This window comes from Acidipila sp. EB88, assembly GCF_003858395.1.
GTDB lineage: Bacteria > Acidobacteriota > Terriglobia > Terriglobales > Acidobacteriaceae > EB88.
In genome coordinates, this window is record NZ_QWEV01000005.1 from 594818 (window position 1) to 619288 (window position 24471).

The window sequence follows — 24471 nt, forward strand, 5'->3', positions numbered from 1 at the left end:
TCACGACAGGGTCAGCCACTCACCCCGCGTTTTCAGAGATGCTCAGCCGATTACTGCGCGACCACCGGCACCCAGACGTCCGTCTTCTCCCAGCGCACATGCAGTTCCGTGCTCTTGCCGTGGGTCTTTTCGAAACTGATACTCATCAACTCCTGCGGGGTCGACAGCGTACTCTTCTTCATGTCGATACGGGCCAGGTCCTGAGGTTCGTTGTACTCAGTCCCCCACTGCCCGGTCTGCTTGTTGACGATCAGCTTCCAGGTGCCTTCCGAGGGGAGTGTGTACAGCGTGTAGGTGCCGGCCGGAACCATGGTGCCGCCGATCTTGAGGTCCGTTGCCGTCTTGAACAGCGTTGCCGGGTTGGCACCAGTCCGCCAGACCTTGCCGTACGGAACGAGGCCGCCCATGATCGCGCGTCCGCGCATGGAAGGCGCATTGTAGTGAATGCTCACGGCCTTGCCCTCGAGCGTCACCATGGCGTCGGCGGGCGGGCTGGGCAGCGGCTTCTTATCCGTCTGCGCCATCCCGCTCATCTGCCCCATACCCTGTGCTGGCGAAGCCGCAGGAGCTGCAGCCAGCAGGCACCCCAGGCTCAACGTAAACAAACATCGCGCATTTTTCATCGATCCATCTCCATCAATTTGTGGTCGCGCATCTCGAACTGCAATCGCCTGCACCAGTCTGGGACGGCAACCCTGGATTGTCAAAGCGCTGGCCTCAAGCGGCTGACATGCCCGCAACCGCTCTGCGGGTGTTTGCTCGTATCGTGCAGGCACCACAATGCAGCGCGGGACCGGAGTGTTCCGAACTTTGTGGCTTCGGCCCGTCGCCGCGGAATCGCGGACACGCACCATTCCACGCTTCCCGTTCGGACGAGAAGCGCCGGGCAGGCAGGGTCGTCGCCATGGAACAATCCTCGAGAACAACACCTGCCTAGATCTTCTGCGTAGCCCAGCGCCCTTGCCGAAACAACAGGATACTCGCCAGCACGATGGCTGCTTGTGCCACTACGATCGCGACAAATACGCCGTCGACGTGCAGCCTGGTATGCATGGCGAGCCACCAGGCGAGAGGGATCTCCAGCATCCAGAAGCCGAAAAAGTTCACGATGGTCGGGGTCAGCGTATCGCCTGCGCCGTTAAACGCCTGCATCAACACCATGCCATAGGCATAGGCAATGTTGCCGCAGCTTACGATCCGCAGGCAGTCGACCGCGGTGCGCGACACGGCAGGATCCTGCGTAAACAGCGCAACGATCGGTCCGGCGGCAGCGATAAACACGAGGCCTACCAAGCCCAGAAACACCATGTTCCACAAGCCTGTGCGCCACACCGCTACCCTTGCGCGGCGCACCTCGCCGGCTCCGAGGTTCTGCCCCACCAGGGTGGCTGCCGCATTGCTCAGTCCCCACGAAGGCAGGATGGCAAAGATCACGATGCGGATTGCAATGGTGTAGCCCGCGAGGCCAGGCGCGCCAAACAGGCTCACGATCCGCACCAGCCCGATCCAGCTCGCCTGGGCTATAAGAAATTGCACGACCGCCACACTCGCAACGCTGGCCAGCTTGGCCAGCACCGCGCCGTGCCAGCGGACGTGCCGTGCCAGGATCCGAAGCCGCTCTGTGCCCTTGCCCAGACGGTAGAACTGGTACAGCACCCCGATGCCCCGCCCTGTAAACGTCGCCAGCGCCGCACCCGTGACACCCATGCGCGGAAACGGCCCCAGCCCGAAGATCAGGCACGGGTCCAGGATGAGGTTCAGAATGTTCGAGGCCCACAGCAAACGCATCGCAATTGCCGCATCGCCCGCGCCTCGAAAGATCGAGTTATTGAGAAAAAGCAGCAGCACCACGGCCGACCCACCCAGCGCGATCCGCATGTAGCCGGAGCCGATGGCGATGATGGCAGGCGTGGCGCCCATCCATCCAAGCAGCCGAGGCGCCAGCAGAAACGCCGGGATCCCGATCAGCAGCGAGGTCACCAGCCCGAGCAGGATCGCCTGCACCGCCGCGGTCGCCGCGCCATCCGGGTCCTTTTCGCCTACACGCCGGGCGACCATCGCGGTGGTTGACATGCCCAGGCCGATCCCAATCGCGAAGACCAGCGTGAGCAGCGACTCGGTCAGCCCCACGGTGGCAATGGCGTCCGAGCCCAGCCGGCTCACCCAGAAAACATCCACCACGGCAAACAGCGACTCCAGCACCATCTCCAGGACCATGGGGATCGCGAGCAGCAGGATGGATCGGTTCAGGCTGCCGGTGGTGTAGTCCTGGTGCGAACCGCGCACCGCTTCCCGGACCGATTGCCAGAGAGTGGGTGCGGGCTGTGCGCTTACGTCGTCATGAGGCTGCATAGGAATGGCCCATGGTAGAGGCAATCACGCCTCGATACCAGCCTGCGGTGCAGGGGTTCGCCCCCGCCGCTATGCGGGCTTAATGAACGAAGCCGCGGTGCCATCCTCCGTGTCGATGAAGCACACGTCTTCGGGGTGGCGCCGCGGTGTGTCGATGGCGAGGAAGACCACCGGATGCTCAAGCAGGGTCGGCATTGCGTGCACCGTGCCGCGCCCGAAGAACAGGAAGTGGCCCGGGGCGAACGCGCTCTCGGTTGCGCGATCTACCGTCCAGAAGGTGCCGCGGCCGGAGAGGACGTACAGGTGCTCATCGCAGTGCCGATGAAAGTGCGCGGGGGTCGCGCGGTACACGCGAAAGACGCGCGCGCTCGACTCCCCCCGATCGACCAGGTAGCGATCGAGCAGCATCGTAGACGCCTCGCCCGGGAAAGCGCGGGCAATGGCCTCAAGGTCGAACCGTGCTGCAGGTGGCGATGGTTCGGGTGGCTGGGACAAGGCAGTTCCGCTCGTTGCAACCAGATAGTAGCAGGAGGATGCGAGGCGGCAAAAAGCTCCCCGGTGAGGGGGAGCTCAGGTAGGAACATTGATATTACAAGTGGGGCGCGTAGGTCGCCGGCCGGCTGAGTCGAGCGGGGAGGGTGGGTCTTACTTCTCGCGTCCAAGAATGATGATCACCGCGGTCAGCGCGGCAAGGCTGATCGAGACCAGCGTGATGAGTGGGATGACGGTGGACTTGGGAATACCGGCAGCGTTCGTGCTTTCCCTGGGCAATGTATCGAAGTCAGTTTCCATGTAAGGCTAGATGCGCCCCCGTTCGCTTGCTCAATGGGGCGGAGCTGCGCGGGGCAACGTGATGTTGACGGTGTGAAGGTCGCACCAGGAGAGCCAGCCAACCAGCAGAACCCGCTCCGAATGCCTGCCTCGCGCAAGCGGGCAGCCATCCGCGCTATGATGTGGCGACTCGCGCGGTCACTTGCACGGTTACAGCCACAAGCACTCCAGCGCCGGCACAAGGAGCCCCTATGCACCGCCAACCCAGCAAGCGATGGCTGACCCGACCAGCGTTTCTGCTTGCGCTCGCTGGAGCCATGCCATGGGGGCCGGCCACGACATCCTCAGCGCAGAACGCGCAGTCCGGTACATCTGCCCCGCAGGAAGGGGCACAAGCCCCAGCGCATGGCGGCTCGGTAACGGGCGGCGTGTACGCGCCAGTCCTGGACGCAAGCAAGCTGCCGATCACTGCCGGCGGCAGCGTAAAAACCGGACCGATCATCTTCCAGAACATCGCTGAGGCAGCCGGGCTCGCTTCGTGGAAACACCAGATGGGCACCCCGTCCAAGCAGTACATCCTTGAGACCATCGGTTCCGGCGTCGCGCTGCTCGACTATGACAACGACGGCTGGCTGGACATCTACCTTGTGAATGGCTCCACAAAGGCAGCGATGGACGGCACTGAACCTGCCCCGCAGGCTGCGTTGTTTCATAACAACCACGATGGCACCTTTACCAACGTGACGGCTGCGGCCGGGGTCGGCAACGGCCGGTGGGGGTTCGGTGCGGTGGCTGCCGACTACGACAACGACGGCTGGCCCGACCTGTACGTCACCAACTTCGGCCAGAACCGCCTGTACCACAACAACCACGACGGCACCTTCACCGACGTTGCGGCAAAGGCAGGCGTGCAGCTCGGCAACTGGTCCACCGGTGCCACCTGGGGTGACTACGATGGCGACGGGCGGCTTGACCTGTTCGTGCCCGGCTACGTGCATTACGACCTGAAGGCTCAACCCAGCAGCAACCCGAACGACGCGGTCTCATCTTTCTGCCAGTACCGTGGAGTGCGCACCTACTGCGGCCCACGCGGCCTGGCGGGCGAGCCGGACCACCTGTTCCACAACAACGGGGACGGCACATTTACCGACGTCAGCCAGAAAGCCGGTGTGGCTGACAAGCCTGGCTATTACGGTCTTTCTTCCGTCTTCATTGACGTCAACAACGACGGCAAGCCCGATCTGCTCGTCGCGGATGACTCCACGCCGAATTACCTCTACCTGAACAAGGGAGATGGCACATTTGAAGACGCAAGCTACGCCTCCGGCTATGCCCTGAACAAGGAAGGCCGAGAAACGGCATCGATGGGCATTGCGATCGGCGACCAGCGCAATGCCGGGCTGCTCGACGTCTTCAACACCACCTTCTCTGACGACTACAAGCCGCTGTACCGCAACGATGGCGATGCCAACTTCACCGACGTCTCGTATGGAACAACGGCTGCCGAGATGACCATCCCGTTCCTGGGCTGGGGCACTGGCTTTTTCGACTACGACAACGACGGCTGGAAAGACCTGTTCTTTGTAAACGGCCACGTCTACAGCAATGCCGACCAGAACACCTGGGGAACCACCTGGGCCGAGCGCCCGTTGCTGTTCCACAACGAGGCCGGCAAGCGCCTGGCGCCGGTGCCCGCGGTTGCCGGTACCGCCCTGGCCACGCCTATGCCGTCGCGTGGCATGGCTTTTGGCGACCTCTTCAACGACGGACACATCGACGCCGTGATCAACAACATGGATGCCGCGCCGGCCCTGCTGCGCAATGTGGACGCGGACGCACGCTCCAGCCACTGGCTGGAACTGCAACTGGTCGGGAGTGGTAAAAGCCCCCGCAGTGCCATTGGAGCTACTGTCACCCTGTCGGCCGGTGGTCACGTGCAGCGCGAAGACATGTTCGCGGGCGCGAGCTTCGCATCGTCGAGCGATCCGCGACCCCACTTCGGGCTGGGTTCCAGCAGTTCGGTGCAGGCGCTTTTTGTGCGCTGGCCGGACGGACACATCGAAAAGTTTGTGCCGGATGCGGTCGATCGCATCCTCACCCTCAAGGAAGGGACGGGTGAGGCAGTGCCGAGCATAGATCCCGCGCTGTACGGTGCGGCACCCGCCTCATCCCGGTAAGACAAAGGGGATGTTTGCTGACAACGATGGCGTTACAGTACTAATATCTCCTCGCCACGTATGCCACGCCTTGCCTTCCACTCAACGTCGCCCGCCTCCGGCAGGCTCTCCAGAGCACTCCTGCTGCTTGCATTGTTCGCAGCAGCCGGCTGGCTCGGCACGTCGAGGCTGCCTCTGCTGCTGCAGCCCGAGGCTGTGGTTAAGGCGGAAAGCACCGCCGATGTTGCTCAGGAGACGCGCCACCAGTTCTCTGCTCGCGTCGATGCCACCTATCACTACCTTTACGGCAAGGACCACCCGTTTCTGCCGTCCAACGCCACGACCGATACTGGCGAGTTCATCGACCCCAAGACCGTGCCGACTGCCGCCTACTGCGGCCACTGCCACCAGGAAAGTCATAAGGAGTGGCGTGAATCGGCCCACAGCAACAGCAATCGCGCACCCTGGTACCTGCGCAACGTCAACCTGCTGACGGATCAGAAAGGTGTCGGCTTCACCCGCCACTGCGAAGGCTGCCATGACCCCGTCGCCACCATGGCCGGTGCGCTGACTGAAGGCAAGCCCTTGAAGCGCCCTTACGACCAGGATGGCGTCACCTGCATGGTCTGCCACTCGATCCAGAAGGTGGACACGCGCGGCACCGGCAGTTATGTGATGGGCGTGCCCGCCGTGCTCATGGACGAGAATGGAGCGCCGATCCAGCGTCCTGTCACCGATGCCGAAATCCTGGCCCATCTGGATCGCCACTCGGCCGCCGTGATGCGCCCGCTCTATCGCACCTCCGAGTTTTGCGCCAGCTGCCACAAGGCGGCGTTGCCGCAGACATTGAATGGTTACAAGTGGCAGCGCGCCATTTCGCTCTACGACGAGTGGCAGAACTCTTCGTTCGCGAAGCAGTCGCCGCTCCCCTTTTATGTCAAAGACAGTGTCTCGAACTGCCAGACCTGCCACATGCAGCGGGACCCATTGCAGGGCGTCGACTACGGCGCCAAGCATGGCACGCTCGCCTCGCATCGCTGGCTCGGCGCCAACACGGTCGTGCCGCAGTACTACAAGTACCCGGATCAGGCCGAGGCGGTGCTGCGCTTCCTGCGCAACAACGTCTTCAACATCGACCTGTTCGGACTGGAGACCGCGCCCACTCAGTCGGCAAGCACCAGCAGCCCGATGATTGCGCCTCTTGGCCTCGCCAACTACCAGCTCACGCCGGGCCAGTACGCGGTGCTCTCTGTGGTGATCCAGAACAAGGGCATCGCGCACAGCCACGTGCCCGAGCAGCGCGACATGTACGAGAGCTGGGTGGAGTTCACCCTGCGCGATGCACACGGCAAGCTCATCGCGTCGAGCGGCAGCATTCGCCCCAATGAAGACCTGGACCCTGCCGCGCACTCGTTCACCAACCGGCTCATCAACAAGCAGGGCGAGCTCAACGGGCACCACGAGGTCTGGAACAATCGCGTCGTCGCCTACAACAACACAATCCAGTCAGGCCGCTCGCAGATTGTGCGCTACGGCTTCACGCTTCCCGCACAGATGGAGGGCGGCATCACCGCGACCGCGACCGTACGCTATCGGCGCTTCAATCAGCACTTCATGGACTTCGGGATGAAGGAACCAGCGGACCGCCACTACGAGCAGCAGACGGTGGACATGGTGAGCGCGTCGCGCACCTTCTACCCGGGCGCGAACAAGGCTGCTACACCAGGCCCCGATGAAAACAAGGAGTGGATGCGCTGGAACAACTACGGGGTCGGCCTGCTGGATGCACAGCAGTATGCCGCGAGTGTTGCCGCCTTCCAGCACGTTGCGAAACTCCGACCTGACTATCCGGATGCGTTGACCAACATTGCCATCGCCGACATTCAGTGGGAGCGCTACGCCGACGCCTTGCCCAACCTGAAAAAAGCCCTGCAGCTTGCCCCGGCAGACTCGACGCCGAAAGCGCGTGCCCTCTACTACCTTGCGCTGGTGGAACGTAACGAAGGCAACATGGATCAGTCCATCACGGATCTGCTTGCTGTCGCCGCGCAGTTTCCTCGTTCGCGCGACGCCCACCGCGAGCTTGGCTTCTGCTACTACCAGCAACACAAGTACGAGCAGGCGCGTACCGAGTACGAAGCCGTGCAGGCGATCGATCCCGATGACCTCGCAGCGCATTACAACCTTGCAATCATCTATCGCCGCACGGGTCTCAAGGACAAGGCGCAGGAACAGGCTGCGTACTTCGCCGACAAGAAAGACGACCCCACCGCCAGCGTTTATGCTCTGGAGTACCTGAGCAAGCACAGCGAGGTCGCGCAGGAAAGCGTACCCTGGCATGTGCATGACCTCGATCACAACGGAGCCACCATCGCCGACCCGGCAGCTCGTCCCACCTCCTTCAGTGCAACCATGCAGTAAGCGCGCACTGGCAAGCCGCAGCTCAAAGCGGCTTGCGCAGCGGCCACGTCGCCCCGGATCCAACCAGATGACCCAACGCTCTTTCGCGCTTTTCTGCTTTCTCGCGCTCGTGATGATGTGCCCGGCGTTCGCCTCGGCGGCAGCAGTGCAGGCCACCGCGCCCGCTTCACCCGCGAGCACTCCTGCCAGCCAAGGACAGCAACAGTTCGCGACCGCCGGTTGCGAGCATTGCCATGGAGAGAACGGCAAGGGCACCGAGCGCGCGCCCGCCCTGCTCAATGTCGGCAAGCGACTTACTGCTGCGCAGATCGTGTCCCAGATACACGACGGCGGCAAGAGCATGCCTGCATTCAGCGACCTGCTCGATGCAGACCAGATTGCGTCGCTCGTCGCCTACCTGCAGACGCTGCATCCGCATAAGACGCGCCCACGTCGCTAAGACGTGGGGGATCATCTTTCACGACCAGCCAAAATGTCATCGCCACAACTGCAATTACCACGCTTGCTCATTGCGAGCACCGGCAGGTATAACTGGTCTGCTTCCAACCGCAAAGGAGTCTTGATGCTGAATCTCGATCACTGCCCACCTGGCAGGTCCGCTCTCCTCCAGTCATCGAGCAACACCACCAGCCTGCTTGTTGAGGTGCCGCATGTGGGCTAGGCGGCGTTTCCTCAAGAGCACGCTGCAGGGGGCTTTACTCACCGGCGCAACAGCCACCCTCGCTGCACGGGCACAAACCTCCTCCACTCCGGCCAGCACAAACCAGGCGGTCCCTGCCGGCCCCATCAACCATACGGCTGCCTCCACACTGTTCCCTGCCACGGTTTTCTTCGCGGGCCGTGTCGCTCCCGTGCAGCTCCGCAATACGGGCGGCGCCAGGTTGTCGTCAGGCTTTGTACTGTCCGGCCTGGTCGATACCTCGGGCTACAGCAGCGGCGTACAGGAGCGTTACCAGGCGTACCTCCTGCTGGATACCCCGGCACGTTTCGGGTCGAACCTCGTGCATCCCGGCGCTTATGGCTGCGGCATCGTCAACGGCAAGTTCCTGCTTCTGGATCTAAGTGCGGCGACACTCTTCGAACTCGAAGCTGCGAGAGACACAGCGCTCCCGCGGCCTACGCCGCTGCAGGTTCTTGCTGGCTCGACCCCAGACAGCTTCCGGCTCTATCTTGGCCGCGGCTACGTGTCGTTCTCCGCTTAGCGCCTTGCTTCGCTGCGTCTCTTCCGTCCGTATGCACTCCACTCCCAGCAAGGTCTTCAGTGGCCATGCCTGTGTGTCGAAGCAGCTGGCTTTGCCAGGCAGCCCGCTGCTTCGCGGAGCGCGGAAGGCTCGTGTACGGTAGACACATATGCAGATCAATCGAGTCGGCACAAAGCCGTCCAAAGCAGGACCGGCAGACTGGTTCACAGGCACGGTGCGCATAGACGCACCGTTTCAGGGCGAGGCTCCCGCACGCATCAGTGGGGCAACCGTCACCTTTGAACCCGGAGCGCGTACGGCGTGGCACACGCATCCGCTTGGTCAGACCCTGCTTGTTATCGCGGGGCTCGGCCGGGCACAGCGCGAGGGCGGCCCGACTGAGGAGCTACACCCCGGCGATATCGTCTGGTTTGCGCCCAACGAAAAGCACTGGCACGGCGCCTCATCAGAAGTCAGCATGACGCACATCGCCGTGCAGGAGTCGCTGGATGGCAAAGCGGTCGAATGGCTGGAGCACGTCAGCGATGAGCAATACGGCAGAAGCTAGACGCCCGCCAGGCTGCGCAAACGCCTGCCATGTTGCAGAAAATAATGTCGGTACCCTGCTAAGTTCCATCGCCTGACAAGAGCCGGAAACACCACCTCGAGTGTGTTGCCCATGCACTCTGGTGTCCGCACAGCTCTCGCTGGTGGCATGGAGCAGACGCGGGCATGGACACAGCCGCTGAAGCCGAAGACTTGCTGTGGGTTCATTCCGCATCTTCGAAGTCGAGGAAGCGATTCGCCCAACCGGGTGTCGCCAATTCCACGTTTGGTTCCCTGGCTCGTGATGCGTACAGAATTGCTGCGTCATACAACACAGTCGACCCGTTGGAGAACGTCAAAATGACGTTTCCGTTCACCACATCCGCGTCGACAATTCTCAGCCCCTTTCTTCGCATCAACATGACCGCATTACAGTGCAGCCGCTGTAAGCAATTCGGTTCGATAGCTTACAGTGTCCCGGCTGCGGGCATTACGGATTTGACCCGCGCGTATCTGCCTGCCCGTTCCGGAAAGCGACGCCGGCGCAATGACAAGGGTGCTCGCCTGCAATGCAACGCTCTATCCTTTACCGGCTTTGTTCTCCCACTACTCAAACCGCGGTAAGCGCCAACCACCAGCGCATGGGCCATGCCAGGTGCTCCTGCTTTCCCCGCCGCATTGCATACTTCCACTCCGACGCAAGCACAAAAGCCGTAGCATGGACGTATGTGATCAGAACGCGCGATCAAGAGGGAGCAGGCATGAAAACGAGCGCCCGCCAACAACGGCTTCAATGCTTTTTCCAGCGGAACCTAATTCATCCTGCTTCCGGTATTTCCCGTCGGCACATCGCCGCAGGCATCACGCTGCTCCTTGCGGCGACGCCCGCACTGGGCCAGCTACCAGCTACTCCTGCAAACTGGCTGGCCTCGGTTCCTGCCTTCTCCCTTGCTGCCCCTGCTCAGGTAGGCGGTCTCGTGATCCACCAGCGCACCGCGGCTTCGCAGCCATTTACCGTGGCCGGGGCATGCGGCGCCTTTGTGGGCCAGGGCGACGGCAGCTTCGAAGCCTGGACGTGGCCCGTCAAGCTTCTGAGCCACATGCACATCACCGCGCGCTTGCAGGACTACACCGTCCCCATCGACGTCAACGAGCAGTCCGCGGAGATCTCGGTGCAGCCGGATCACACCACCATCACCTTTGCCCACGCCGCATTCACCGTGCGCGAGATCCTCTTTGCACCGCGGTGCGAGGCTGGGGAAGGCAGCGCGACAAGCACAACAAACGCCTCGGCCCATCCCGGCGTTGTTGCTCTCTTTCAGATCGACTCCACGAAGCCGGTAGAGCTGACGTTTTCTTTTACTCCGGAGCTCAAGCGCATGTGGCCCGCGCCCAACGACAACGCACCTTCTCCTGAGTGGGTCCCACTGACTGCCGGCAAAGACGGCTACTACCTGCTGCACAGCGACTCCGCTGAACTGGCAGGCGCGATCGCCATGCCCGGCACACAGCCGGGCATTCTCGCCCCCTATCAGGAGCGACCCAAAAACTATCCGCTGCAACTCGTTCTGCAGTACGACCCCGCTCGCGACAGGGACCACTATTTCCCTCTGCTGATGGCCAGTGGCACATCGGTGGTGGATGCGAGCAAAGAGTCGCTCACCCGGCAGCTCGCATTTACCGGGAGCCGCGTCCCTGCTCTCTACGAGGCAACAGCCCAGTACTACGAGAAATTCTTCGAGACACGTGTCACAGCCGAGACCCCTGACCCGCGCATCGATCAGGCGCTTGCGTGGGCTGAGGTGTCCATCGACCAGCTGCGCGTGCGGCACCAAAGCTCCGAATACGGCGACGAGATGGGCCTCATCGCCGGGCTGTACAGCTCTGGAGATTCCACTCGCCCCGGCTTTGGATGGTTCTTCGGTCGAGACTCGCTCTACACTCTCTACGCGGCCGACAGCTATGGAGACTTCAGCCTTACGCGCCAGGAACTTGACTTTCTGTTGAAGCGCCAACGAGCCGACGGCAAAATCATGCACGAGTACTCGCAAACAGCCGAGCTTGTGAACTGGCCGAAACTTCCTTACGAGTACGCGGCCGCCGACTCAACGCCTCTGCTGCTGATGCTACTTCGCGATTACGCGACCCGCTCTGGCGACACCGCGTATTTGCAACAGCATTGGGAGCAGGTCCACAAGGCGTGGCTGTTTGAAACAACCCATGACAGCAACGGCGACGGCATCTACGACAATGCGCAGGGTACCGGCTGGGTAGAGAGTTGGCCCAGCGGCATGCCGCACCAGGAGGTTTACCTTGCGGCACTGGATGAGCAGGCGAGCCTCGCCTATGCGCAACTGGCTACGCTTGCCGGTAAGCCCAACGAAGCAGCAGCCGCTCGCGCCGTGCAGGTCGCTGCCACGCTGCGCGCGGAGTACAAACCGGCCAGCGATGCAGGTGGGGGCATGTATGCATTCAGCGACAACGGGAAAGACGCGACGGGCAAGCCCATGCTGGACACCACGGCAACCATTTATCCATCGGTGGCCTGGTGGGACGGAACATTCACCCTTGACGGCAGCGAAGGGATGTTTCGCCGCTGGGCCTCGCACGAATTCTCAACCGACTGGGGCACACGCGACCTTGGCGAGCACGAATCCATTTACGACCCGATGAGTTATCACCAGGGCTCAGTATGGCCGCTCTTCACCGGGTGGGCTTCGCTCGCGGAGTACCGCACCGGGCGCTCGCTTTCCGGCTATGCGCACCTGATGCAGAACGCCGACATGACCTGGTCCCAGGATCTTGGCGCGGTAACAGAGCTGCTCTCGGGCCAGTATTTCGAACCCTTCGGCCGTTCAACCACGCACCAGCTCTGGTCCTCTGCGATGGTGATCGCACCAGCGCTCCGAGGGCTGTTCGGCGTCAGCTTCGACGCAGGTAGCAACACACTTACGCTTGCTCCGCAACTCCCCGCCACCTGGGAGCACGCGACATTGCGCCACGTGCCCGTTGCCCACGGGCAACGAGTAACGCTTCAGTTTCAACGGAGGCGCACCGCGCTGATCGTACAGGTGACGGCAGAAAGCAACGCAGCAGGCGGAGCGCCGCTGCCCCGGCTCCAGGGTCCTGCGGGTGCCGCGACCAAGCAAGACGAGCTGAGCATCCCTTTGCCGGGCGCCGAGCTGGACATCCCTGCAGAGCTGCCGCTGGCAGGAGCAGCCACGCAGCAACTCAAAGTGCTTGAGCAGCACGCCGATGGTCATAGCGCCTCCTGGGTGCTCGAGGCACAGGGTGGAACTGTCTACTCGCTGCCCCTGCGCTTGAACGGCATACGTGCCGCACATGCGGAAGGCGCGACGTTGCTCAGCCAGGCGCCCATGCCTGCATTGGCTCCACTCAGCGGCGATGCACTGCTCGCCAGCCGCGCACAGTCTGCGCAAAGCACCGACGCGGCCAGCGCACTCGACACGCTGCAGGTGCGTTTCCCAGATGGCGCCGGCTACAAGCAGCAAACCATCTCGGTACGCTGGTAAGCGTGCGGGCATGTCACGGTGTGTGCGCAGCCTAAAAGGTGATGCGCGCTCCAAACTGCAGCTGCCGCATGTACGGCTGACCGCTGCCGGCGATGGCACTATCGACGCTGGTGATCTGGCCGGCTGCCGAACTCGCGAAGGCCGCACTGGCCGGGCTGCAGTCGATGCATCGTGCGTCCGTCGAGCTGGGCAGACCAAGCGGCACGTGGTTGAACACGTTGAAAGCCTGGAACTGGAACTGGCCCTTCACGTGCTCCGTGATGGAGAAGTTTTTGAAGAGTGAAGCATCGGCAAAATATTCCGTCGGCCCGCGAAACGAAGTACGCCCGATATCGCCAATGGTGCCGAAAGCAGGACGAAGGAACGCTCCGGATTGCGCCCCGTTCTCTGCCAGCGGAGCAACGGGCGTGAATATACTGCGGCTGTGCGTCGCAGGATTATAGCCGGAGGCATGGTGCACAATCGCCTGGGCCGATCCCTGCGAGGCGACGCTCGGGCGGCAATCGCTCGAGGTACCAGGGCTTCCGAAATTGCTGTCCACATCCTGGTCTGCTCCACACTCACCATACGTAGGAGTGAAAGGCAAACCACTTTCCCAGGTAGTGGTCCCGGCCAGTTGCCACCCGCCGATCGCGTAATTCACGACGCGGTTGGAAGTGTTGCCGATCCTCTTGTCCTTACCGAACGGCAGCTCGTACACCCCGCTCAGCACGAACACCTGGTTGCGATTGGTATCGCTCGGTCCTTTCTCTACCGAAGGATCGATTGCGAAGTAAGTGGAGCCGTAGTTCAGCGCGCGTGACCATGTGTAGTCTGCGAGGAGCTGGAAGCCATGCGCGAAACGCTGCTCCACCTTGGTCTGCAACGCGTTGTAGGTCTCGCGTGCAGCGGGCGCCACCGAGTTGATATTTTGCGTGCAGCACTGGGCCACGCCGTTGACGGGCGGCAGGTAGTAGGGGCGGCGCTGGTTCTGCGCTGCCAGCTCGGCGGCCTGCACAGCGGGGTTTGTAGTCGGCGCCGGCAACACGTACTCGTTCACGTTGTACCCCTCGGTCTCACCCGGGTACACGCGTTCGCCAATGTTGCCGATGTAAGCCATGGTGAACGTCATGTTCTGCGAAATCTGCTGCTGCACGCTCACATTGAACTGGTTCACCTTGGGGAGGACCAGGTGGTTGCGCGGGCGCACGTTGTAGCCCAGGCCGTTAATGAGCGGAATAAGCCCGTTGGCCGGGATTGCAATCTGCCCGACCTGCGCCGGCAGTGTCGCATACGTGTAGGTAGGAGTGGTCGCATTGGTGCTGCCGACGTTCTCCGAGTTCACCACGGGAACATTCTGCGCGAGCGCCGAGCCGAAGATGGTGCCGAAGAAGCCGACGTCGTCGTAGACCTGCCCGATGGCGCCACGAATCACGGTGCCCGGTCTTGCCTGGTAAGCAAAACCGAAGCGGCCGCCAAGATTGGTAAGATCCACGTTTTCGCCGCCGTTGGTGCCGATACCACCCACACCCGCGATGCGAATCACGCGATCCTGCAGTACAGTGAATCCGCCGTTCCCCGGGGTATTCACCGTTTCTGGAAAAATGATGTCCCAGCGAACGCCGTAGTTCAGCGTCAGCCTGGGTGTGACACGCCAGCTGTCCTGCCCGTAGAACGCGCCGCGCTTTTGCCTCGTCGCGGCGTTGGAATCGTACACATCGAAGCGCTGGAACTGTGCCACCTGCCCTTCCAGCACGGCCGCAATGCCGGACCCTGCACCCGTTGTGTTGCTGAAGGTCAACTGCCCGGCACGGTTCGAGTCGCTCGCGTCGCGCAGGTTGAGCGCGTACCGAAGATCGCCTCCGAACCGGATCGCATGATTGCCGAACGTCTTGGTCCAGTTGTTGTCAACCTGGAAGACCTGCTCGCTTTCCTTGAGCGGGCAGTTACAACCCTGGTTGCCGAAGTTGCTGAGCGTGCCATCCGTGACGTTGTACGTGGGTGAGCCGGAGGAGTCGAGCAGTCCTGTGTTCAGGTTAGGGAGACCAATGGCACTTGCGGGCGCGGTGCCGTTGTCTATCTTGTTTTCTGAGACATGGTAGGCCAGAAAACCAAACCGGAAATCCGTCAGCAGGCTTGCACTCAACGCATAGTCAAAGCCGGTCGCGGCACTCTGGTTCTGCACGGTATCGGTGCCGGTTGTGTAGCCCAGGCCAAAGCCGGTACCGCCGGCGGCGCCAAACACCGGTTGCCCGAAGAGCGAGAAGCGCGAGTAGTCGTAGCGGGCAAACGCATGCAGGGGTGCCGTCACCTGGTCATCCAGCCGGATGTCCGCCTGATCGCCGTTGTCATTGCCACTGCCGGAGTTCTGGTAGTTATTTGCGACGGTTGTCACGGAGCCGGCATTGGGTGCGGGCAGTGCCGCTAGCAAGGCACGCCCCTGCGGCGTGACGAGCGTATTGGAGATCACACCCTGGCCGTAGTCTGTCAGGTCGCAGGTCGCCGAGGCTGCGTTCAGGCAAGTATTCCGCACGGCGAGTGTCGGCACCGTCTGCTGCAGACTGGTGCCGATTTTCTGGCGCGTTCCCTGGTAATCGCCGAAGAAGAAGACCTTGTCTTTCTTGATCGGGCCGCCAACCGCACCGCCAAACTGGTTATACAGCGCGTCCGGGATGTACTTGCCGGTGACAGCATTCGGTTGAAACTGCGTAAACGGGTCGCGCGCTTCAAGCGCCGCACTGCGGCGAAACTCAAACACAGCGCCGTGCACATCGTTGCCGCCAGAGCGGGTTTGCGCCGCGACAAAGCCGCCGATCGCGCCGCCAAACTCGGCTGGAAAGTTCTCCGTGTCCACCTGCGACTCACTAACTGAATCAAGCGTCGGGTTGACAACGATGATGCCATCGATCGGCTCTCGATTGTCGGTGCCATCGAGGTAGTAGCCGAGCGATCCGTAGTTGGACCCGTTCACCTCGAGAGACTGCGTGCCTTGCGGATTTTCGGTCGGCGCAATGTTGAAGGATCCACGCTGCACCCCGGGTATCAACAGCGCAAAGCTCGTAAAGTTACGATTCTGATTCGGCAGGTCCTGCAACTGGCGCCCGCTGAGCACCGTCGCCACGTCAGCGCGGTCCGACTGCAGCGGAGCAGGCGCTGCCGTCACAGTCACGTTCTGGCTTGAGCCAGCCGGCTGAAAGATCAGGTTGACCTCGGGCGAGGTATTTGCGGACACTGCGATGCCGTCGGCCTGTGTGGGCGCAAATCCCTGTGCCGTGACCTTGACCGAATACACATCAGGGATAAGCCGCGATGCCGTGTAGTTCCCACTGGCATTGGTCTGCACTGACTGGCTCGTGCCCTTGCTTGTGTCCGTGATCACGACGGCCGCGTTGGGGACAACCGCGCCAGTTGGGTCTGTGACAGTACCCACGATCGAACCGAATACGGCCTGTGCCTCTGCACGCGGCATCGTCGGTCCGGTGAAAACAGCGAGACCAAGAACCAGCGATGTCAGCTGGAACCACCGGGTATGGAGCCTGCCCGCGCATTTGTTCGATTCGACAGGCGCGTTGCCGTGTGTACCTGCGGCATTGTGTGCATCGACCATGGATCGCCTCCGGCATCGCGTCCTTGAAACGCGAGGACACGGCGTGCCAGCCGAACTGCTTATAGGCTAGCGGCCTACCTGCTTCGGACAACAGCGGCGGCGGATCGGGTGCGCCCTGCGGCGTGCGATGAACAGAAGCACACCCGGGGCTGCCGCTCATTGAGCGTCAGGTCTCCTTTTCGATGCCGCGTCGAATTATAGACCCGGGAGCGTACACCGTTCCGCCTTGACCGTGGAGCCCGGCGCAAACCGTTATGGCAACTCGGCATTCTACGAAGCTGACTTTTACGCAACCAAACGCCCCGGCGCTGGCCACACATCGCCACGGATCCGACACAAAGCGGGTGAGGCAACCACGATCGACAACAGCGCTGCCATCTCTGACTCTTGTGACGTGGCGCTTTCAGGCCATCGAAGTCCAACGCCGCGCGTGGGAGCCTCAAGCGATACAGGATGGGCATGCGTGTCCAGTGGCGCCACCCAGGGGTCAACCGCGCAGCCGGGCAGGAGCAGAAGATGGACGATGGCAGCAATCTGCTTTCCGCCATCGACCATCGAATCGTTCGCCTGGACGCTGTAAGTTACTCGCCATTGCAGGAAACCAGTGACCTGCAGCCAGAATCGTCGGGGAATCCTGACCGGTGTAATACAAGTCCATGGAGTACCTTTGCCCCTTTTAAAAGCTCCCAGGCACACCAGCAATCTGCCGAGAGTAGCGAAGAGTGAGCGCGTCGTATCAAGCTCCACAAGCACCGACCAGGACGCGTAGGCTCACAAGGGCGCTGCTGGTGCGGAGCCCGACCTACGAAAACGCGTCAACTCATCAGGTAGTCACTGGCCGGAAAAATGCTGCACCTGATTCATCAGCGGGGAATCTCCCCAAGCACACGCTGGATCTGGCTGCGCGCGAGCGCGAGGTTGAGCGTGGACTCGAGCAGCGCTGCCTCGGCAGTTGTACGTGCTGCCGTGGCCGTATCCCGTTTCGAGGGCAACAGCTCACCATTGTCAAACGACGCAACAGCAAGGCGTTCGTTCTCCTGCTGCGCCTTCACCATCATCTGTTTGGCTTCCAGGTCGGCCATCGCCTCATCCACCTGGTCATAGGTAACTTCAACAGCGATGCGTGTCGATTCACGCTGGGCAGCCAGCGCAGTTTCAGCCTGGGCAAGCAATGCTTTTGCATCGCGAATTTTTGCATTGCGTGTGCCGCCGTCGAAGAGGTCCACCGTGACCTGGCCGCTGAATACGCCATAGTTGTGCTCGAAGAATGCGATGCCGCTCTGGTAGCTTTCGTGCGCCTGCGCAGAGATGCCGGGAACGTACGCCAGTTCCGCACCCTTGACCGCAGCCCGCGCCCTGGTGACGGCTTCCTCGGCGATCAACACCCTTGGTTCCTGCGCGAGCGCAAGCTGCAGCGCTTCTTCCCTCGACGGGAAACCGGTGAAGCCCGATGGCGGAGGGTCCGGGGGCAAGAGCGCCAGCCGCGTATCAAGCGCGATCCCCGCGGTGTCGCAAAGCTTTAATTGCGAAGCATGCAGGTTTGCGCGAGCCTGCGCTACCGCCGTGAGTGCCTTGGCCTGGTCGACCTCGACCTCCAGCGTGTCCGAGCGCAGTGTGCTGCCGAGTGCTGTCGCCGCAATAGCTTCATGCTCAGCCTCCTTGAGCGCAGCAAGCTGGGCTTCCACCGCTTCAAGATTCTTTGCGGAGACCAGCGTCTCGTAGAACAGGCTGCGCACGGTGTTGGCAACTTCGAGTCGCGTTTCCTGCTCCTTCTGCCGGGAGGTCGCAACATCGGATTCAGCCATGCGATTCGCCTGGCGAATGGCAAAGAGTTGCGAAAGTGGCTGCTTGATCTGTGTGCTTGCAAAGTAAGTAGTGCTGGCACCCTGGTCAACGCGAATACTTTCCGCCGGGATGGCGCCTGTCGCCGGCGGGGTGCCGAATACCCCCGCAGGCAAAACGATCCCCTGGCGATCGGTGATGTGACTTACCTCGGAGAAATTGCCGATCTTCGGAAAGTACTCGGCACGCGCCTCCGCGCGCAATTGCTGGTAATGGTCGGTCACATCCGCCGCCATGTGCAGATCGCGGTTCCGCGCAAGGGCGAGATCAATCATCTGGGTCAGCGTGAACGTGGCCTCGACCGCCGCAGCGTGCGGAGCGGGCGCGGGTGCCAGCGCCTGTGCTTCGGCCGCCGTGCAGCGCACACACCCCACCAGGAGGATCAAGCAAAGGGATCCACTCAAAACCACCTGCCGCGGTCTGCCAAGGCTGCGCCCGGCGTTCATGCAGCACCTCGCGAGGCCGCAAGATCGCGGAACTGCAAACGCTCGCGGCCCAAGCATGCGATCAGCACGAGGCAGACAATCAATCCAAGTGCTTCCGTTGTATAGCCATCCGCAATGCTCAGCGTTAGCGCCTGCGTGTGCACGCGACCACCCAGCAGCGCGCCGGCCCGGCCCAGCGCTGCCTGAGAGCCCGGACTTGCAGGCAACAGCATGTGGGACATCGCGCCAACCTGCGTGCGCACAAGCGGGCTGCCAAGCGAGACCGACTGTCCAAGGATGTTGGAGTGGAACTTCTCCCGCACTGTCAGCAGGTGCGTAAGCAATGTCGTCATCAACTGTCCGCCAAAGAGTCGCACGGTGTGGAACCAGGCCACCATGGTGAGCGTCTTGATCGGGTCCTTTGCGGCTCCCGAGTTTACAAGTTCAAGCACGATGCACCCGATCAGTCCACACACTGTGGTCGCAGCGCCGATTGCGATCGTTAACTCGCCGGGAAAGAAGTTTCCACGCGACCACTCGGAGCTGAGCGTTGCGTTCCACAGGCAGGCGCTCGCAGTCAAGGTGAAGCCGGTAGCCAGCACCAGGCGCGGGTCCACGCGCAGCAGCAGGCGCGACACCAGCAACGCGGCCAGCAAAGCCGGGATGCCGACCCAGGCGAGCACGACACCGGCCTGCAAAGGCAGCAGCGAGCGAACGCCACCCAGAAAGTCAGGCACCAGCAGCGCCGACGAGAGCAGCGAAAAGCGCAGGCCACACAGGCAGCCGCTCAACAGCACAATGTTGCGGCGAAACAGGAAGCGGAGATTGACGAGCGGATTGGGGCGCAGCACATGGCGCAGCCAGCTTGCAAACAGCAGCAGAACTCCTCCGGCCGCAAGTCCCACGATCGTCCCCGAGTGAAACCAATCCAGCCGTTCGCCCTGGGTGAGCAGCAGAAAGAAGCACACAAACGCACCACTGGCGTACACAAAGCCGGACCACGTCGGCCTGAGCCTTGCCTGCTCAATGCCCGGCGCCGTCGTTGGGGGCATACCGAAGTAGACCAGCATCCACATAAGCGGCGAGAGCACCGAGGCGGTCCAGAAAATGCAGTGCCACGACAGGTACTGCATATAAAGGCCCTCAAGGAAACTGCCGACATGCAGCGACGCAAGGACGTCAAACGCGTACGCCGCAACGCCGAAGAGCACGTACCTCGGAGGAAGGCTCCGGCCGACAAAGGTCAGGGTTAATGGATAGAAGCTGCCTGCGCCGAGCCCCGTGATGGCGGTGAGGGCAAGCAGCCAGCCCACGCCTGGAGCGAACGGCGCGAGCATGCTGCCAAGGAACACCAGGGGTGTCGCCCAAAGCAAAACCCGCCGGGGTCCCATCAGTCCGCCAAGGTACACGGTCATAGGCCCGGTAAACATCTGTCCCGCATTGAAGACGGCACCGAGCCATGCACCCTGGTCCACGCTCAGGTGCATGGCGCCGCGCACATCGGCCAGCCCGGTACTTAGCAACTGACCTGTCAGCACTGAGATACTTACCCCGATCAGCACGGCACCGATGCCGAGCCACGGGATCGAGGCGGGAGCGGCAGCAGGCGTGGGTGCAGTGCCCGCATGCGCCGACTGTGCCACCGAACTCAACGGCCACCTCTCCCTGTTGCCGATGGGTGCACGGTCACTTCGCAGGAGAAGCCGGGGCGCAGCACATCCGTGGTGCCTCGCTCGTCCGTAAACGCGATCTTCACCGGTAATCGCTGCACCACCCTGGTAAAGTTTCCGGTGGCATTGTCGGGCGGCAGCAGCGCCGTCTGTGAGCCGCTCGCCGGGGCTATCTGCACAACCCTGCCGTGGAAACTTCGGCCCGGTACCGCATCGACGCGCACGTCGGCGGCGTCGCCGACCCGCATGCGGACGAGCTGCGTCTCTTGGAAGTTGGCCTGCACCCAGACATCACCCTCGACCAGAGAAATCACCTCCATGCCCGGCGAGATGAGCTGCCCCGGGAACGCTTTGCGTTCGGTGACACGGCCGTCCACAGGAGCGTAAATTCGCGTGTAATCCACCTGCACCTGGGCGCCGCGCACCGCTGCTGCCTTGCCCTCAATGTCGGCTCGGAGTGACTGGTCCTTTGCGTCCAGCAGCTGTTGCCCTTCCTCGCCCTCGGTGATCGCCGCGTCCGCAGCAAGCACAGCAGCCTCGGCCTTGGAGCGGCTGGCGCTCGCTGAGCCCAGCGCGGCATTGGCCTGCTCAGCAGCCGACACAGCCTTCTCCAGCGTTTGCCGCGTCGTCGCCTGTTGCGCAAACAGCGCCTCCTGGCGGGCACGCTCCTGCGCGGCCTGCTTCACCTGCGCATCCGCCCCCGCGATGGCAGACGCTGTGCCGGTTACCGCTTCCTGCGCTTCTCGCTGCTGATCCCGCGCCTGCGCAATCTTTGCTGCCTGCACCTGCTTCTGTACCTGGTTGTCATGCAGCGCAGCACGCGCGGCGCTGAGCGCGGCTTGCGCCTGTGCAAGCTGGGCACGATAGTCCGTATCGTCAAGCTCGGCAACCAGTTGCCCCGCGCGCACAGTCTGGTAATCCTGCACCCGGATCGCACGCAGGGTGTCGCTCACGCGGGTGCTGAGTGGCACTACATCCGCATGCACGTACGCGTCCGTGGTTCTCTGCCTGTCGCCGCGCGCCGTCCACGCATTCCATCGGCCCGCAACCACCAGCACCAGCACGATCGCAGCCACGATCACCACGACGGGCACGATCCAGGCCACGTAGCGCGCTTTAGAAGAAGGAGTAGATGGCGGCGAAGCAGTGCCAGCGCTCATGCGCACCATTCTGCCTCAAGCCACCGCTCACGCAAACCCCAATGTGCGTCGAAACACGAGAAAGCAGAAAGAAACTTGCAACGCCCCACTTATAGTTTGTGGGCCTCCGGCGCAAACACCTGAAAGGGCGCCCTGCTTGTTACGATCTTCAGCAACAAGATATTCAGGAGAAGACAGGCTGGCTCCCCCTCCTGCAGATGTGGAGCCAGCCTTGAGACCGTCGATAAAGCAACCGGACAAGGGCTCCTGCCGCCACTGCTGGCATACGGGAGAGCTGATGGCAACAAATCAAGCGTCCTGGTCGAGGAACAGATGGTTGCTAGTTGGCGGAAGGTGGCTCGACGCGATCAATCACGAGAAAGGGAATCGGCCCTTTTTGCGGATCCAGCCTCAATCCGAGTTGCTCCTGAAGAGCAGTAAACAGGGAGGGTCCGCTCTCTTCCGTCGATGAGCTGACAGCCTGCGCCTTCGCGGCATCCGCCTCGGGCATCCAACGTAGATCAACATTGTAGAAACCGGAGATCCCCGTCTTATCAATCACCGGCCGATCATTTCCCCGCGATAACACGTCCGCCAGTCCGCTCATCCTGATACATTCGACGCTCATCAATCCAGCGCGTGCCTGCACAAACAATGTTCTTCCCTGCTGTGCTGGCTGTGCACACCATTGATCAGGACGCGGCTTCCCTAACTTCGCCCCGCCCCTGGCCACGACCAGGGCATACACCGGCCGCTCCTGGCTTTCAATATGCACGGACAGTTTGAAGCGATCAGCAAGTACGTCCTGCAGCAGGACGCGATGCTGGTCATAGCTCATCTGGCTGAACACTGCTACATCCGCCGCAGCTACTTTGGCGTCCATGTCGTAGTGGTCGCTGCGCGCCCACGCGGGAAGGTTCAGGAGATGCGCCCCATCTACGTGGTACGCCTCCTGCACAAGCATGAGCAGTGTTACATTCCGGCCAATCCATCCAACGCTGATATCCTGCAGTTTCCAGCGTCCCGTATCTTTCGTCGGCGATACGGAGACAACGTCAGCGGCGAGATGCTTCGTTGGTGTCTCCTGGTGCATTTCGGCACTCTCAACGCCGTCAGCTGCCCTCGCCGCCTGATAACAAAGCGACGGGCAGTTGTATGCCAATAGAGGAAGAGACAACACGATAAGTCGAACAACTGATCTGGCGCGAGACTCAGCTTCGTTCATCTGCACTTTCCTACTAGCGATCGATACAGATGCGCGCCGCCGCAAAGTGCGCGGCGCGCGCAAGGAATGCATAGAGTGTCCCATAACGCTATCTGCTGGGCAATGCGAATCGCGGCACCGGGCCGGCTTTGCACATGAGGGGCGCTTTTCTCCCGGGAGCCGCACCATCGCAACCGCACGCGTGATGGTCGGGTTTAGATCAGGGCTCAGGACCTCGGCCAATGCCGTGTATCCAGCCGCGCGTCATCCGCTTTCGAAAACCCGGTCTGCAGCAATTACAGAACATATAGGACTACAGGACCACCTACCCATTGACCTCGATGCGCTGACCGGCCGCCGAGCCGTTGCTACCCCGGAGCAGCGATGCGGTTTGTACTCACACCCTGGCGGTCGCTGTGCATCCGCAGGACTGTCGCACGATCAGCCGCACGCCGATTTCAACCTGCTGTGGAGCGGTCAGCTCGCCGCTCATATGCTGCAGCAGCAGCCGGGTCGCTGCGCGGGCCATCTCCTCAACGGCCTGGCTCACCACAGTAATCGACGGCCGCAGCGTCGAGGCAAGCGCAAAGTCATCGAAGCCGATCAGGCTGACGCGCTCCGGCACGCTGATGTTCTTGTTCTGCAGCACCTCGTACGCCTTGATCGTGGCCTGGTTGTACAAGCCAAAGATCGCATCGATGCCGCCCTTCATCTTCATGTGCTTACCGATCGCTGCTTCTGCCGCTGCATCGCCTCCAGCGTCCATCTCGACGTGCTCCTCGAGACCAGCTTCCTCGATCACCTTCCGGTAGCCTGCGAGCCGCTGCTGAATCGTGTAGAGGCGTGGGTCTCCCCCAGAACGAGGATGCGCTTGCGTCCGTGGGCCACCAGGTGCTTCGTTGCCATCATCGCTGCCTGCAGGTTGTCGCAGAGAATGCGCGAGCAGTTGCGCCCAATCAGGGGTCTGTCGAACGCGACCAGCGGCACCGCCAGCTGCGTCAGCTGGTCCAGCAGCGCTCTCGATCCTGTCCTTGGAGGCACGATCAGCAGGCCATCGATGCGATGACGCTCCAGGATCTTCAGATCGATCGCGCCGCGCTCCGCATGATCCTGCGAAGTCAAAAGAATGATCGCGTACTCCTGCTCGCGAGCCATCTGCTCCGCAATCGAAGCGAAGCTCGCGAAGAAGGGGTCCGTGATCGAAGGAATAATGAGGCCGATTGTGTTGGAGCGTGCACTCTTCAACGCCCGCGCAGCCTGGTTCGGCTGGTAGCCCAACTCCTTCATGACCTTGCGCACATGCGTAAGCATCTCGGGCGCCACACGATCCCCGCCGTTGATCACCCGCGAGACCGTGGTGGTGCCCACGCCTGCAATTCTGGCGACGTCGTGCAATGTCGGACGATTGTTGCTCTTACTCAGCGGCGCACTCCAGGTCGATGGCACTGCCGGGCTCGCGACAGGCAGACATGGCACATGGTATCGCTTCCCCGCATCCTGCCGTACAACAATCGGCGGCGCTGCCATCGACTTTGAGCGTCGCTCCGCGCCGTCGCAAATCGCACACCGTTTCCCATCCACCACAACAACAGCAGCACGTGCAGGGTTACTTCTGCATGCCTCATCGAGCATGCGTCCATGGCCG

General features: G+C 62.0%; 18 protein-coding genes. 7 read left to right on the forward strand and 11 right to left on the reverse strand.

Annotated elements, in window-relative coordinates; genetic code table 11:
- Positions 1–50: 50 nt before the first annotated feature.
- The 4 genes from D1Y84_RS03355 to D1Y84_RS17835 form a co-directional block, all read right to left on the reverse strand.
- On the reverse strand, positions 51–623 hold the full coding sequence (locus tag D1Y84_RS03355) for a DUF2911 domain-containing protein (RefSeq protein ID WP_124847268.1): 573 nt from the start codon (positions 621–623) through the stop codon (positions 51–53).
- A gap of 310 nt (positions 624–933) precedes the next feature.
- Complete coding sequence (locus D1Y84_RS03360) at positions 934–2352, reverse strand: MATE family efflux transporter (RefSeq protein ID WP_124847269.1); 1419 nt, start codon at positions 2350–2352, stop codon at positions 934–936.
- A 69-nt stretch (positions 2353–2421) separates the two neighbouring features.
- Positions 2422–2847 carry a cupin domain-containing protein gene (locus D1Y84_RS03365; RefSeq protein WP_233581057.1) on the reverse strand — a complete coding sequence of 142 codons (426 nt, stop codon included), beginning with the start codon at positions 2845–2847 and terminating at the stop codon, positions 2422–2424.
- 150 nt (positions 2848–2997) lie between these two features.
- Positions 2998–3144, reverse strand: a complete 147-nt coding sequence (locus tag D1Y84_RS17835; protein WP_158615290.1) for a hypothetical protein — start codon at positions 3142–3144, stop codon at positions 2998–3000.
- A 230-nt stretch (positions 3145–3374) separates the two neighbouring features.
- Between D1Y84_RS17835 and D1Y84_RS03370 the strand changes: the two genes are divergently transcribed.
- From D1Y84_RS03370 to D1Y84_RS17840, 7 genes are all read left to right on the forward strand, one after another.
- Positions 3375–5300 carry a CRTAC1 family protein gene (locus D1Y84_RS03370; protein ID WP_233581059.1) on the forward strand — a complete coding sequence of 642 codons (1926 nt, stop codon included), beginning with the start codon at positions 3375–3377 and terminating at the stop codon, positions 5298–5300.
- A gap of 60 nt (positions 5301–5360) precedes the next feature.
- Positions 5361–7700, forward strand: coding sequence for a tetratricopeptide repeat protein (locus D1Y84_RS03375; RefSeq protein ID WP_124847270.1), 2340 nt, complete (start codon positions 5361–5363; stop codon positions 7698–7700).
- Positions 7701–7767: 67 nt separating this feature from the next.
- Positions 7768–8139, forward strand: coding sequence for a cytochrome c (locus tag D1Y84_RS03380; protein WP_158615291.1), 372 nt, complete (start codon positions 7768–7770; stop codon positions 8137–8139).
- A 211-nt stretch (positions 8140–8350) separates the two neighbouring features.
- Positions 8351–8902 (forward strand): hypothetical protein, encoded by a 552-nt coding sequence (locus tag D1Y84_RS03385; RefSeq protein ID WP_124847272.1) that lies wholly within the window; start codon positions 8351–8353, stop codon positions 8900–8902.
- A gap of 148 nt (positions 8903–9050) precedes the next feature.
- Positions 9051–9449: a cupin domain-containing protein gene (locus tag D1Y84_RS03390; protein WP_124847273.1), complete on the forward strand. Its 399-nt coding sequence runs from the start codon at positions 9051–9053 to the stop codon at positions 9447–9449.
- 164 nt (positions 9450–9613) lie between these two features.
- Entirely contained in the window at positions 9614–10051 is a 438-nt protein-coding gene (locus D1Y84_RS03395) for a hypothetical protein (protein WP_124847274.1), read from the forward strand.
- Positions 10052–10188: 137 nt separating this feature from the next.
- Positions 10189–12960: an amylo-alpha-1,6-glucosidase gene (locus D1Y84_RS17840; protein ID WP_158615292.1), complete on the forward strand. Its 2772-nt coding sequence runs from the start codon at positions 10189–10191 to the stop codon at positions 12958–12960.
- Between the two features lie 31 nt (positions 12961–12991).
- Here D1Y84_RS17840 and D1Y84_RS03405 read toward each other — a convergent pair whose 3' ends face one another.
- From D1Y84_RS03405 to D1Y84_RS18620, 7 genes are all read right to left on the reverse strand, one after another.
- Complete coding sequence (locus D1Y84_RS03405) at positions 12992–16546, reverse strand: TonB-dependent receptor (protein ID WP_233581061.1); 3555 nt, start codon at positions 16544–16546, stop codon at positions 12992–12994.
- Between the two features lie 863 nt (positions 16547–17409).
- On the reverse strand, positions 17410–18774 hold the full coding sequence (locus D1Y84_RS03410; protein WP_158615293.1) for a TolC family protein: 1365 nt from the start codon (positions 18772–18774) through the stop codon (positions 17410–17412).
- Positions 18775–18830: 56 nt separating this feature from the next.
- Positions 18831–20456, reverse strand: a complete 1626-nt coding sequence (locus tag D1Y84_RS03415) for an MFS transporter (protein ID WP_233581541.1) — start codon at positions 20454–20456, stop codon at positions 18831–18833.
- Between the two features lie 5 nt (positions 20457–20461).
- Entirely contained in the window at positions 20462–21643 is a 1182-nt protein-coding gene (locus tag D1Y84_RS03420) for an HlyD family secretion protein (protein WP_158615295.1), read from the reverse strand.
- A gap of 319 nt (positions 21644–21962) precedes the next feature.
- A complete protein-coding gene (locus D1Y84_RS03425) occupies positions 21963–22847 on the reverse strand; it encodes a TIGR03435 family protein (protein ID WP_158615296.1) in 885 nt (294 codons plus the stop codon).
- Between the two features lie 376 nt (positions 22848–23223).
- Positions 23224–23628, reverse strand: a complete 405-nt coding sequence (locus D1Y84_RS18615) for a substrate-binding domain-containing protein (RefSeq protein ID WP_199726348.1) — start codon at positions 23626–23628, stop codon at positions 23224–23226.
- On the reverse strand, positions 23625–24458 hold the full coding sequence (locus D1Y84_RS18620; protein ID WP_124847280.1) for a LacI family DNA-binding transcriptional regulator: 834 nt from the start codon (positions 24456–24458) through the stop codon (positions 23625–23627). The genes D1Y84_RS18615 and D1Y84_RS18620 overlap by 4 nt, the downstream gene beginning before the upstream one ends.
- Positions 24459–24471: the final 13 nt, after the last annotated feature.